Source organism: Arthrobacter sp. (assembly GCF_048266065.1).
Taxonomy (GTDB): Bacteria; Actinomycetota; Actinomycetes; order Actinomycetales; family Micrococcaceae; genus Arthrobacter_H.
This window is the reverse complement of the sequence record NZ_JBLXAH010000002.1, coordinates 71,798-84,076: the sequence shown is the minus strand read 5'-3', so window position 1 is coordinate 84,076 and position 12,279 is coordinate 71,798. Positions and strand designations below refer to the sequence as shown.

At 69.4% G+C, this 12,279-nt stretch carries 11 protein-coding genes; 7 read left to right on the top strand and 4 right to left on the bottom strand.

Annotated elements, in window-relative coordinates:
• Positions 1-64: 64 nt before the first annotated feature.
• A complete protein-coding gene (locus tag ACN0TP_RS03550; RefSeq protein ID WP_417216719.1) occupies positions 65-529 on the top strand; it encodes a MarR family winged helix-turn-helix transcriptional regulator in 465 nt (154 codons plus the stop codon).
• A 242-nt stretch (positions 530-771) separates the two neighbouring features.
• Here ACN0TP_RS03550 and ACN0TP_RS03545 read toward each other — a convergent pair whose 3' ends face one another.
• From ACN0TP_RS03545 to hutH, 4 genes are all read right to left on the bottom strand, one after another.
• Positions 772-966: a hypothetical protein gene (locus ACN0TP_RS03545; RefSeq protein ID WP_417216717.1), complete on the bottom strand. Its 195-nt coding sequence runs from the start codon at positions 964-966 to the stop codon at positions 772-774.
• Positions 963-1,925 (bottom strand): hypothetical protein, encoded by a 963-nt coding sequence (locus ACN0TP_RS03540; RefSeq protein ID WP_417216715.1) that lies wholly within the window; start codon positions 1,923-1,925, stop codon positions 963-965. Before ACN0TP_RS03540 ends, ACN0TP_RS03545 begins: the two co-directional genes overlap by 4 nt.
• Positions 1,926-2,079: 154 nt before the next feature.
• Positions 2,080-2,691 carry a HutD family protein gene (locus tag ACN0TP_RS03535; RefSeq protein WP_417216712.1) on the bottom strand — a complete coding sequence of 204 codons (612 nt, stop codon included), beginning with the start codon at positions 2,689-2,691 and terminating at the stop codon, positions 2,080-2,082.
• A gap of 32 nt (positions 2,692-2,723) precedes the next feature.
• Positions 2,724-4,286, bottom strand: a complete 1,563-nt coding sequence (hutH, locus tag ACN0TP_RS03530; protein ID WP_417216709.1) for a histidine ammonia-lyase — start codon at positions 4,284-4,286, stop codon at positions 2,724-2,726.
• A 147-nt stretch (positions 4,287-4,433) separates the two neighbouring features.
• Between hutH and ACN0TP_RS03525 the strand changes: the two genes are divergently transcribed.
• From ACN0TP_RS03525 to hutI, 6 genes are read left to right on the top strand one after another with little or no spacing between them, the layout of a single operon-like run.
• Entirely contained in the window at positions 4,434-5,147 is a 714-nt protein-coding gene (locus ACN0TP_RS03525; RefSeq protein ID WP_417216706.1) for an IclR family transcriptional regulator, read from the top strand.
• Complete coding sequence (gene hutU / locus ACN0TP_RS03520) at positions 5,144-6,841, top strand: urocanate hydratase (protein WP_417216703.1); 1,698 nt, start codon at positions 5,144-5,146, stop codon at positions 6,839-6,841. The genes ACN0TP_RS03525 and hutU overlap by 4 nt, the downstream gene beginning before the upstream one ends.
• Before the next feature lie 3 nt (positions 6,842-6,844).
• Positions 6,845-8,188: a YjiH family protein gene (locus ACN0TP_RS03515; RefSeq protein ID WP_417216700.1), complete on the top strand. Its 1,344-nt coding sequence runs from the start codon at positions 6,845-6,847 to the stop codon at positions 8,186-8,188.
• Positions 8,189-8,192: 4 nt separating this feature from the next.
• The gene (locus ACN0TP_RS03510; protein ID WP_417216697.1) at positions 8,193-9,500 is read left to right on the top strand and encodes an allantoate amidohydrolase; all 1,308 of its coding nucleotides are present in this window, start codon (positions 8,193-8,195) and stop codon (positions 9,498-9,500) included.
• Positions 9,497-10,741 (top strand): formimidoylglutamate deiminase, encoded by a 1,245-nt coding sequence (locus tag ACN0TP_RS03505; protein ID WP_417216695.1) that lies wholly within the window; start codon positions 9,497-9,499, stop codon positions 10,739-10,741. Before ACN0TP_RS03510 ends, ACN0TP_RS03505 begins: the two co-directional genes overlap by 4 nt.
• On the top strand, positions 10,738-11,958 hold the full coding sequence (hutI, locus tag ACN0TP_RS03500; RefSeq protein ID WP_417216692.1) for an imidazolonepropionase: 1,221 nt from the start codon (positions 10,738-10,740) through the stop codon (positions 11,956-11,958). The genes ACN0TP_RS03505 and hutI overlap by 4 nt, the downstream gene beginning before the upstream one ends.
• Positions 11,959-12,279 lie beyond the last annotated feature (321 nt).

Genomic DNA, 12,279 nt, shown 5'->3' with positions numbered 1-12,279 from the left:
GCATAGCCCTCGGCTAAGCAATGGTTCATGAGCCGCAGCCGGCGGCGACGAAGGAGCGGGGACGATGGAGGAGCGGGAATCGCTCATGGGCCGCATCGAGGCCCTGGACGCGGCGACTGGGCGGCTGCGGCTGGATGCCTCCATGGAGGCGCTGATGTCGCTGCCCCTGACCGTCCAGCAACTCAGGGCCACCGCGGTGGTGATCACGGGGAACGGTGACACGACGGCGCAGCGCATCGCCGAGGTGCTCAACGTCTCGTTGGCAACGGTGTCCGGCATCGTTGACCGGCTGGTGGCCCATGGGGTCGTCGAACGCGTTCCGGACGACCGGGACCGACGTGCCCGCCGGCTGGTCGCCACCGACCGTGGCCGGGAGATCATCCAGTCGCTGATGGTGGAAGCCGACGGGTTTCGGCGTGCCGCGGTAGAGCGGCTGGACATCGAGGACCTCAGGGCACTGGTGCAGGGCCTTGAAGCTTTGATGCGGGTGGCGTTCGCCAGTGGCGTGACGGCCCCGCATGCGGAATAACTGGCGCCGTTGCGGATTCCGGGGCACCCGACTGACGTCTCACCCCGGTGCGTCATGGTTTCAGGGAAATATCCGTGGGTCTTCGCGTCCTCGGAAAGATGAGACGAGGGCCGCTAACAATGCGGCCAAATAGGGCCATGGACTTTTAGTGCGGGAGGCGCAGGGTGGAATGCCCTGTTGGACGACGCGCCCGAGGACTTCGCAAACGTCTGCCCTTGCCCCCGAACTGATCCCTGCTCCAACTACTTGGAAAGTTCGCTCAGGTAGGAGTTCAGAAGATTCTTTTGACGTCGATCTTGGAGCTGTTTGGACAACTTTGTAGCTGCTGTGGACCTGGCGCGGCTCTCGTCCCTGAGTTGAGCGATATTTTCCTCGGTGCGACGAGCTGCTGCCGATTCGGCAGGAGTCAGTTCGGACGGTTCAAGTTGTGCCTTCACGTCGACTCGTCCTCTCCCGCTTCCAAATGTGTTTCCTGCGTCACTCCATCATAGTTCTCCGACGGATGGGGGCCCAGGCTTGAGTGAGTCGAATCCTGCGGCGTGTGCCCAGGGTTTCGCATTTTGGAACGACTTGCCAGGACACGTGGTCCTTCTTCGAGGGCGAGAATTGCGCCCATTATTCGGGCGAGGGACACGGTTGCGACGCGATCGAGTTCAGTCAGGTCGCCCACGTTGGGGGCGTTGATGGACAGCATGCCAAATGCGACGGCACCTGCCTTGACCGGAACAGATATGAAGGTCTTATAGGGCTTGACGTGCCAGTCCACGTCGCATTCCTCGGGACAGGATCGTATTTCGCAGGCCATGTCCCGGCCGTCCATGAGTTTCCAGATCGAATGTTCTGGCTGGTCCTTCTCGAAGAAGACCGTCGTGGCCTCGTTATGGCGACCGCGGCTCTTCGGGTTGCCGAGGATCCGATATCCGCCTTCGTAGGTGAGGGGATAGTACGTTGCCTGCACGGCGGATGCGACGGGTAGTTGCGCCGCAGCTGCCGCAAGCTGTGTGCGAAGCGTGATGAGGCTGGTCGCACGGGCCTTGCCCTCAGCGAACGAGGCGTCGTGGATATCGTCGAGAACTGAATTGATGGACGCCACCACTCGATGTCCTGCTGCTTCTTCCGCTCGTACTTGAAGGAGTGCAATCTTGGCGCCTTGCTGATCCGCCACTTTGTCGGCGATCACGGCAACGGCAGCAGCGATTCCCAAAATTGTTGTCATCAAGACGGCTGCCGACGGCATTTTTCCGTCGGCGTCGAGCCAATAGCGCGGTACGACGGCAAGCGCTACCGCTGTCACCCCGACGACGCCCGTCAACAGCCACTTTTCACGCAGCCACAAGGCCGCGTAGCCGATATTCCAGCTTAATCCGCGAGTCTTAGGGGCCTCGATAGCGCTCACTTTCAGGTCATCCCACAACCAGGGCACGGCGAATGGGGGCTGTAGATTACGTCCACGGGTGCGCGGTGCGGCGTCCTGGTGCAGGGCCTGGAGGCGCTGGTGAGGGTGGCGTTCGAGGACGGCGGACCCGCGCCTTCAGCAGGCTAGGGCCCGCTCAGGCGGGGTCGACGGAGACCACTGCGAGGAAACCGCGCCCGGAGACCTCCGGCGGAGTCTCGTCGTTGCCGACCACGGTATCCAGCCGCTGCAGTGCGGTGCCCTCGGCTTCACCGGGTGCCGGGATGGCCACGGCGTTGCCTTGCAACAGCACGGCGTGCTGGCCGCCGAAGACCGGATGGGGACGTTTCTTGGACAGTTCCACGATCACCACATGCCCGCGGAACCCCGGTCCGGTGATCAGGTTCAGGTCCCGGATGGGGCCCTCCGGCAGGCTTGCGCTGGTCTCGGCGCCGCCGTCGAAGCGGAACGGGCGGTACTTCTGCAGTCCCTGTTCGACCCCGTCGACGGTGAGCATCATGAACTCCCCGTCGATGACTGTCAGGATCCTCTCGCACTGCCCAAAGGTGGAGAAGGGGCCCTCCTGTGCCACGTCGGCCACGCTGATTCGCCAGTCCCAGCCCGGCCCGGAGGCAGGGTTGCCCCCGTGGCCGGGATCCGCCGTCGTGCCGGAACGGGCGATCTCCACGGTGCTGCCCCCGCCATTGCGCCAGCGCTGTGGAGTGAGGTCGGCGAAGCGGATGAGGTGGGCTGGTGTGGAGGTGCTCATGGCGGTGTCCTGACGTGGTGGGGTGCTGGCGCCTACTGTAGCGGGGCGGTGGCCGCCTCGTTGGCTGCGGCGAGGATGGATCCGTCGGCGACCAGGGTGTGCACGGCCTCGATTTCGGGGGCCAGGTACCGGTCGGTGCCCGGGCCCTCGACGACGCCGCGGATCGCCCGGCGCACGGCGGTGACGATGGGGGAGGACTTGGACGTGGCCAGTCCGCCGTCGCGCATGTCCAGGGCGCGGGCGCTGGTGAGCAGTTCCACGGCCAGTACGCGCTGCAGCCCGTCGATGGACCGGCGCAGCTTCAGCCCGGCGGCCCAGCCCATGGAGACGTGGTCCTCCTGCATGGCCGAGCTGGGGATCGAGTCCACCGAGGCCGGGACGGCCAGGCGCTTGAGCTCCGAGACGATGCCGGCCTGGGTGTACTGGGCGATCATGTGGCCCGAATCCACTCCCGGGTCATCGGCCAGGAAGGCGTTGAGGCCGTGGCTGCGGGCCTTGTCCAGGAACCTGTCGGTGCGGCGTTCGGAGATGGAGGCCAGGTCGGCGACGGCGATGGCCAGGAAGTCCAGCACGTAGCCGACCGGTGCGCCGTGGAAGTTGCCGTTGGATTCCACGCGGCCGTCCGTGGTGACCACCGGGTTGTCGATCGCCGAGGCGAGCTCCAGGGCGGCGACGGATTCGGCATGGTCCAAGGTGGCGCGCACGGCACCGTGCACCTGCGGGGCGCAGCGCAGCGAGTAGGCATCCTGCACGCGGGTGAAAGCGTGGTCGCCTTCCTTCTGTTCGGCGATGAGCGTGGAACCGGCCAGGACGGCGCGCATGTTCGCCGCCGAGGCGATCTGTCCCGGGTGCGGGCGCAGCGCATGCAGGTCGGCGGCGAAGACGTCGTCGGTGCCCAACAGGCCCTCGATGCTCATGGCGGCCGACAGGTCGGCGGTGGCGAGAAGCCGGTGCAGGTCCTCGGCGGCCATGAGCAGCATGCCCAGCATGCCGTCGGTGCCGTTGATCAGCGCCAGGCCCTCCTTTTCGGCCAGGACCACCGGTTCGATGCCCGCGGCGGCGAGGGCCTCGGCGGCGTCGACGAGTTCGCCGTCGGCGGTGCGGACCTTGCCTTCACCCATGACGGCCAGCGCGCAGTGGGAGAGCGGGGCCAGGTCGCCCGAGCAGCCGAGCGACCCGTATTCGCCGACCACGGGGGTGATGCCGGCATTCAGGACCGCTGCGTAGGCTGCGGCGACCTCGGGGCGGACGCCGGTGCGGCCGGTGGTCATGGTGTGCAGGCGGTTGAGCATCAGCCCGCGGACGACCTCGCGGTCGACCTCGGCACCGGAGGAGGCGGCGTGGGAGCGGATGAGCGAGCGCTGCAGCTGGGCCCGCAGCTCGATGGGGATCTGCTTGGTGGCCAGGGCGCCGAAGCCGGTGGAGACCCCGTAGTGCGGGCGGGTGTCGGTGACCAGTGCATCGATCACGGCGCGTGATTCGGCCATGGCACGCATCGACTCCTCGGAGATCTCGACGCGGGCGTCGTGGCGGGCCACGCGCACGACGTCGCGCGGTGCCAGCGGTGCGGGGTTCAGGGAGATGGTCTCTGCCATGGTCTGTCCTTTCGGTGGGCCACCTCACAAGTCGGGCTTGCCAAGTGGTGCAATTCACGTTTCAATAAGTGAAACGCAAATTTTGGCTGGTGGCAAGGTGGACCGCGCTGCGGAACCGCCCCCGCCGGCCCCGAAGCAGGAGGAACCATGGCCGAACCGTCCACCCGCACGGTGGAACGGGCGCTGCAGCTGCTCGGCTCCGTCTGCGACGCCGGGAACATCACCCTGGCGGAGGCGGCACGCGAGACGGGACTCTCCGCCTCCACGGCACTGCGCTTGTTGCGCACGCTGGAATCCAGTGGCTTCGTCCGCCGGGACCCTGAGGCCGGCTACCGGCCCGGCATGCGGATCGTCCAGCTCGGCGCCCAGGCGCTGAGCCACGAATCGCTGGTGTCCCTGGCGATGGAGTCACTGCGCCACCTGGTCGCCGCCACGGGGGAGTCCGCCTACCTCAGCGTCCCGTCCCTGGGCGGCACCGCCGCCGAACACAGCGTCTACATCGCCGTCGAGGAGGGAACCCATTCGGTCCGCCATACCTCGTGGGTCGGACGCAGCATCCCCCTCGAGGGCAGTGCCGTCGGCGTGGTCCTGCGCGGGAAGACACCGGCGGAGGGCTACGTGGTCGTGGACCGCGGCGTCGAGAAGGACGTCACCGCGATCGCCGCGCCCATCACGGTCGGCCGCGGGGACGAGACCCGGGTGATCGCCGCGCTCTCCGTGGTGGCGCCCTCCTACCGCATGACCGCCGACCTTGTATCCGCCATCGGCCTGCAGGTCGCCGCGGAAGCACACACCATCCTCACCGCACACCAAGACACCGACGCCGGCACCGCCGCCGGCAGCAAGGAGAAGACGGCATGAGCCAGTCATTCACCCAGCACGATCCCTCCCGCAGCATCCGTGCTGCCCGCGGCACGCAGCTGACCGCCAAATCCTGGCAGACCGAAGCCCCGTTGCGCATGCTCATGAACAACCTGGACCCCGAGGTCGCCGAACGCCCCGAGGACCTGGTCGTCTACGGCGGCACCGGCCGCGCGGCCCGCTCCTGGGAGGCCTTCGACGCCATCACCCGCACGCTGGAAACGCTCGAGGACAACGAGACCCTGCTCGTCCAGTCCGGCAAGCCGGTCGGCGTGTTCACCACGAACAAGTGGGCCCCGCGCGTGCTGATCGCCAACTCCAACCTGGTCGGCGACTGGGCCACCTGGCCCGAATTCCGCAAGCTCGAGGCCGAGGGCCTGATGATGTACGGGCAGATGACCGCCGGTTCCTGGATCTACATCGGCACCCAGGGCATCCTGCAGGGCACCTATGAGACGTTCGCGGCCATTGGGCGCAAGAAATACGCGGACGACGGCGGCACCCTGGCCGGCACGCTGACCCTCACCGGCGGCTGCGGCGGCATGGGCGGGGCCCAGCCGTTGGCAGTGACCCTCAACGGCGGGGCCTGCCTGATTGTGGACGTCTCCGAGGACCGGCTGCGCCGCCGGGCCGGCAAGCGCTACCTCGACGAGGTCGAAACCGACCTGGACACCGCGCTGGCCAAGGTGCTCGCCGCCAAGTCCGAGAAGCGGGCCCTGTCGGTCGGCTACGTCGGCAACGCAGCCGAGGTCTTCCCCGAACTGCTCCGCCGCCACACCGCCGGGGAGATCACGGTGGACATCGTCACCGACCAGACCAGCGCCCACGACCCGCTGAGCTACCTGCCCGTCGAATACACCATCGACCAGTGGGACGCCGAGGCGAAGGCCGATCCCGTCGGCTTCACCAAGAAGGCCCAGGAATCGATGGCAGCCCACGTCGAGGCCATGGTCGGTTTCCAGGACGCCGGCGCCGAGGTCTTCGACTACGGCAACTCCATCCGCGACGAGGCCCGCCAGGGCGGCTTCGCCCGCGCGTTCGAGTTCCCCGGCTTCGTCCCGGCCTACATCCGTCCGCTGTTCTGCGAGGGTCTGGGCCCGTTCCGCTGGGTCGCACTCTCCGGGGACCCGGAGGACATCCGCGTCACCGACGAGGCGCTGAAGGAACTCTTCCCCGAGAACGAGCACCTGCACCGTTGGCTCGACGCCGCCGCCGAGCACGTCGAATTCGAGGGCCTGCCGGCCCGCATCTGCTGGCTCGGCTACGGCGACCGCGCCAAGGCCGGGCTGCTGTTCAACCAGCTCGTCGCCGACGGCAAGGTCTCCGCCCCCATCGTCATCGGCCGCGACCACCTGGACTCCGGCTCCGTGGCCTCCCCGTACCGCGAGACCGAGGCCATGAAGGACGGTTCCGACGCCATCGCCGACTGGCCCCTGCTCAACGCTCTGACCGCCGCCTCCTCCGGCGCCACCTGGGTCTCCATCCACCACGGCGGGGGAGTGGGCATCGGCCGCTCCATCCACGCCGGGCAGGTCTCCGTCGCCGACGGAACCGAACTCGCAGCCGCCAAGCTGGAGGCCCTGCTGACCAACGACCCGGGCATGGGCGTCATCCGCCACGTCGACGCCGGCTACGACCGCGCCGTCGAGGTCGCCGCCGAACGCGGCGTGCGCATCCCGATGACCGAGGGCTGATCGATGGGCGACACCTCGAGCCCCGTGGATACGCGGGAGGCCACCACGCTGAAACCGCGGGGAGCCTGGCGGTTCTTCGTCTTCAGCGCCGTGGGGATCTTCATGTTCTTCATCCCCATCACCCTTGGCGGCACCAGCACCATCCCGCTGGACCACGTCGTGACGTTCGTGACGAAGCTGCTCGGCGAGTCGGTGCGCTACGTCGCCCTGGCGCTGATCATCGCCGGGACCGTCTATCCCTTCGCCACCGGGCGCTGGCGCCAATCGGGGCTGAAGACCCTGTTCGCGTTCCTGAACATCCTGGGCCTGGCCACCGGCACCGCACTGGTCTTCGGCGTCGGCCCCGCCTGGCTGTTCGAGGCGGACATGGGGCCGTTCCTGTTCGACAAGCTCGTGATCCCCGTCGGGCTCATCGTGCCCATCGGCGCCGTCTTCCTGGCCCTGCTGGTCGGCTACGGGCTGATGGAGTACGTCGGGGTGCTGGTCCAGCCGGTCATGCGGCCGGTCTGGAAGACCCCGGGGCGCTCGGCGATCGACGCGGTCGCCTCCTTCGTGGGCAGCTATTCGCTGGGCCTGCTGATCACCAACCGGGTCTACCAGGCCGGGCGGTACACGGCCCGCGAGGCGGCGATCATCGCCACGGGGTTCTCCACGGTCTCGGTGACGTTCATGCTGATCGTGGCCAAGACACTGGACCTGATGCACCTGTGGCTGCCGTACTTCTTCCTGACCTTTGCCGTGACGTTCCTGGTCACCGCGATCACCGTGCGCATCCCGCCGCTGAGCCGGATCAAGGACGACTACCATCCGGGCGCAGAACCGCAGCCCGAGGTCCCGGTGACCTCGCGCCGGATGGCCACCGCCTGGCGCGAGGCCATGGGGATGCTGCACCAGGCGCCCGGCCTGGGCCGGAACATCTGGGAGAACTTCCGCGATGGCCTGCTGATGGCCATGGCGATCCTGCCCTCGATCCTCTCGGTGGGGCTGATCGGCCTGGTGCTGGCCCGTTTCACCCCGGTCTTCGACTGGCTCGGCTACCTCTTCGTCCCGTTCACCTGGGCGCTCCAGCTGCCCGACCCGCTGCTGGCCGCCAAGGCGTCGGCGGTCGGCATCGCCGAGATGTTCCTGCCCGCCACCGTGGTTGCCGGCCACGAGTCCGAGCTGCTGCGCCTGGTCATCGCCGTCGTCTGCGTCTCGGCGATCATCTTCTTCTCCGCGCTGGTGCCCTGCATCCTGGCCACGGAGATCCCGATCAAGGTCTGGCACCTCGTGGTGCTCTGGGCCGAACGCGTCGCCCTGACCCTGGTCATCACCACACCCATCGCCTACCTCATGGTTGGAAGGTAACCGCATGCCAGAACCCAGCACCGTCAATTCACTGATGGCGGCCATCGCCGACACCGGACGCGATGCCCGCCGCGGCGGCTACTCCCGCCCCGTCTACTCCACCCCCGAACTCGACCTGCGCGAATGGTTCACCACCGAGGCCACCGCCCGCGGCCTCGAGCTCGAACGTGACGCCAACGGCATCATCTGGGCCTGGTGGGACCTGCCGGCAGGTGCCGCCGCAGGGCACGACGGCGGTGCCCCCGCCGGCGCCGACCCGCGCCGCGGTGCCCTGGTCACCGGCTCCCACCTGGACTCGGTCCCCGGGGGAGGCGCCTTCGACGGCCCCCTCGGCGTCGCCTCGGCACTGGCCGCCTACGACGTGTTGGCCGCCCGCGAGGCGGCAGGGGACCTGAGCCGGAACCGCGCCCTGGCCATCGCCGTCTTCCCCGAGGAGGAGGGCTCCGCGTTCGGTGTCGCCTGCCTGGGCTCCCGGCTGCTCACCGGCGCCATCGACACCTCCCGGGCGCTGAACCTGCGCGACGCCTCCGGCACCACCTTCGCCGACGCCTCCCGCGCCCACGGGCTGGACCCCGACGCGATGGGCCGCGACGAGGTGGCCCTGTCCCGCATCGGGGACTTCGTCGAACTGCACGTCGAACAGGGCCTGGGCCTGAATGGGGCGGAGTTCACCGACGCCGCCGGGCGCGGCCCCGCGGTGGCCGTCGCCTCTTCGATCCTGGGCCACGGCCGCTGGCGGTTTTCGGTGGCCGGCCAGGGCAACCATGCGGGCACCACGCTGATGACCGACCGCGCGGACCCGATGGTCGCAGCGGCGCAGATGGTGCTGGCGGTGCGCAAGACAGCCGCCGCCCAGGCCGATGCCCGCGCCACCGTGGGCCGGCTCGAACCGGTCCCCGGGGGCACCAACGTCATTGCCTCCCGCGTGGACTTCTGGATGGACGTGCGCCACCCCGACGACGCGGTTACAGCTGCCCTCGTCGAACGGATCCATGGACAGGCCCAGAAGATCGCCGCCTTCGAGGGCTGCTCGGTCGCCATGACCGAGGAGTCCTACTCCGGCACCGTGCACTTCGACGCCGCGCTGACCCGTGCCCTGCAGGGCTCGGTCCAGCGCACCACGCCCGGGGCGCCGGCGTTGTCCACCGGTGCAGGGCACGACGCCGGTGTGCTCGCCTCCGAGGCCCCCACGGGCATGCTCTTCGTGCGCAACCCCTCGGGCATCAGCCACTCACCCGAGGAACACGTCGAGGACGACGACGCCACCGCCGGCACCCTCGCGCTCGCCGACACCCTGGATGACCTGCTGTGAGCCGCGGCGACGAACACCTGATCCGGGTCCCCGGACCCATCAACGCCCACTCCCATGCCTTCCACCGGATCCTGCGCGGCCGCACGCACGAGGGGGCCGCCGGCGGGGCGGGGGACTTCTGGACCTGGCGCGAACAGATGTATGCCGCCGCCGACCAGCTGGACCCGGCCGGCTACGAACAACTGGCCACCGCCGTCTTCGCCGAAATGGTGGTCACCGGGTGGACCGCCGTCGGCGAATTCCACTACCTGCACCACGGCCCCGACGGAACGCCGTACCCGGACCACGCCATGGAGCGCGCCCTGGCCCGTGCCGCCCGGACGGCAGGCATCCGCCTGGTCCTGCTGGACACCTGCTACCTCTCCGGCGGACTCGACACCGACGGGCGCGCGGTGGACCTGAACGACACCCAGCTGCGCTTCTCCGACGGCGACGCCGGCCGGTGGGCGGCCCGCCACAGCGCGCTGCGTGCCGCACTCGCATCCGACGAACCGGCCACCGCAGAGGCCGGCGCCGGACTGGTCACCCTGGGCGCTGCCATCCATTCGGTCCGCGCCGTCCCGCCGGCCGCCTTGGCCGTCGTCGCCGGGGCGCTGGCCGAGGGCGAGCCGCTGCACGTGCATCTCTCCGAGCAGCCTGCGGAAAACGCTGCCTGCCGGGCCGCGCACGGGATGACGCCGGCGGAACTGCTGGCCGCGCACGGGCTGCTCACCGACCGGCTGTCCGCGGTCCATGCGACCCACCTCACCGCAGCCGACATCTCAGCGCTCGGCGCAGCGGGCTGCTCGATCGTCATGTGCCCCACCACCGAGGCCGACCTGGCCGACGGCATCGGCCCCGCCCGCCAGCTCGCCGACGCCGGAGCCACGATCGCCCTGGGCACCGACCAGCACGCAGTAGTGGACCCGTACCTGGAGATGCGCGCGCTGGAGCACGGCGAGCGGTTGCGCACCGGCATCCGCGGCAGGTTCTCCCCGGCAGAACTCGCAGCCGCCTCCCGGACCGGCGGGCTGCGCAGCCTCGGGCTGGCCGACAACGACGACCATCTCCTCGTGGACAGCGCCAGCCTGCGCACCGCGGGCAGCCGGGAGGCGCAACTGCCCTTGACGGCCACCGCCGCCGACGTCCACGCTGTGGTCATCAACGGCATCGAGATCGCCCGCGACGGGATCCACACCCGGCTCGGCGATCCCGCCGCCTTGTTCCGGGAATTCACCTACGAGCATCGGGAGTTCGCATGAGTGCCACCTTGGTGACCAACATCGGGGAACTGACCACCCTGGATGCCGACGGACGCGTCCTCGCCGGCGCCGCCGTCGTCCTGGACCGCGGGCGCATCGCCTGGATCGGACACCCGCGCCACGCCCCCGCCGCCGACGCCGTGTACGACGCCGGTGGCCGGGCCGCGCTGCCCGGCTGGGTGGACTCGCACACCCATCTGCTCTTCGCCGGGGACCGGGCCGCCGAATTCGAGGCCCGCATGGCAGGGGCCGACTACGCCGCCGGCGGGATCAGCGTGACCATGGAGGCCACCCGGGCCGCCACCGACTACGACCTCACCCGGCTGCTGATGGGCCGCGTCGCCGAGGCGGCGGCCGGGGGGACCACCTACCTGGAAACCAAGACCGGGTACGGGCTCGACGTCAACGAGGAGGCCCGCCACGCGCGGATCGCCTCCACGATCGTGGACCAGGTGACCTATCTGGGCGCCCACCTGGTGCCGCCGGGTGCCGACGCCGAGGAGTACACCGACCTGGTCTGCGGGGACATGCTCTCCGCGGTCCGCCCCTACGTGAAGTGGGCCGACGTCTTCTGCGAACGCGGGGCCTTCACCGAGGAGCAGTCACGCCGTGTGCTCACCGCCTGCCGTGATGCCGGCCTGGGCCTGCGCGTCCACGGGAACCAGCTCGGCACCGGGCCCGGGGTGAAGCTGGCCGTCGAATTCGGCGCCGCCAGCGTCGACCATGTGAACCATTTGGAGGACTCCGACGTCGAAGCGCTCGCCGGGACCTGGTCCGGGTGGGACTCCGAGATGCGCACCGGTGAGGTCGGTACGGTGGCCACCTGTCTGCCGGCCTGCGACCTGTCCACCCGCCAGCCGCTGGCCGACGGGCGCCGGCTGATCGACGCCGGCGTCCAGATCGCGCTGGCCTCGAACTGCAACCCCGGCACCAGCTACACCAGCTCGATGGCGTTCTGTGTCTCCACCGCGGTGCTGCAGATGCGCCTCAGCCTGAGCGAGGCGCTGCACGCCGCAACGATGGGCGGGGCAATGGCCCTGGGGGTCCAGGACCATGTCGGCAGCATCGAGGTCGGCAAGCGCGCCGACCTGCAACTGCTCAACGCCCCCTCAGCGGCCCACCTGGCCTACCGGCCGGGCATGCCGTTGACCGGCGCCGTGTGGCGCGCGGGGGAGCGGGTGGACCGTACAGCAGTGGGATCGGCGCCGCTGGCCTGAGTTCTGGAGGTGCCGGCGCGATCGCGTCCCGGCAGGTCTCTGCACGGCCCTATTTTCTGACGCCGCTGACGCGTAGCGTAGAAGTAGTCGCCGTCAAAGGAGGCAGTGGTGCCACGGAACGCAGAGGGCCAACCCCGGCACGCCGCAGCTTCCCTCGAGGCTGCTGCCGCCGAACTCGCGGAGGTCGCGAAAGCCCTCGGGGCAACGATCGACCTGGGGCCAGCCACGAAGTCGACCGCGGAAGCAGCTGTCGCCGGAACGACTGCGCCGGCCTCGGCACCTGTGACGACCCGGGATCTGCTGAATTCCCGGCACGGCAGG

Coding starts and splice junctions, on each gene's coding strand:
- ACN0TP_RS03550 (WP_417216719.1), top strand. CDS start 65: ATGGAGGAGCGGGAATCGCTCATGGGCCGCATCGAGGCCCTGGACGCG.
- ACN0TP_RS03535 (WP_417216712.1), bottom strand. CDS start 2,691: ATGAGCACCTCCACACCAGCCCACCTCATCCGCTTCGCCGACCTCACT.
- hutH (WP_417216709.1), bottom strand. CDS start 4,286: ATGGCAGAGACCATCTCCCTGAACCCCGCACCGCTGGCACCGCGCGAC.
- ACN0TP_RS03525 (WP_417216706.1), top strand. CDS start 4,434: ATGGCCGAACCGTCCACCCGCACGGTGGAACGGGCGCTGCAGCTGCTC.
- hutU (WP_417216703.1), top strand. CDS start 5,144: ATGAGCCAGTCATTCACCCAGCACGATCCCTCCCGCAGCATCCGTGCT.
- ACN0TP_RS03515 (WP_417216700.1), top strand. CDS start 6,845: ATGGGCGACACCTCGAGCCCCGTGGATACGCGGGAGGCCACCACGCTG.
- ACN0TP_RS03510 (WP_417216697.1), top strand. CDS start 8,193: ATGCCAGAACCCAGCACCGTCAATTCACTGATGGCGGCCATCGCCGAC.
- hutI (WP_417216692.1), top strand. CDS start 10,738: ATGAGTGCCACCTTGGTGACCAACATCGGGGAACTGACCACCCTGGAT.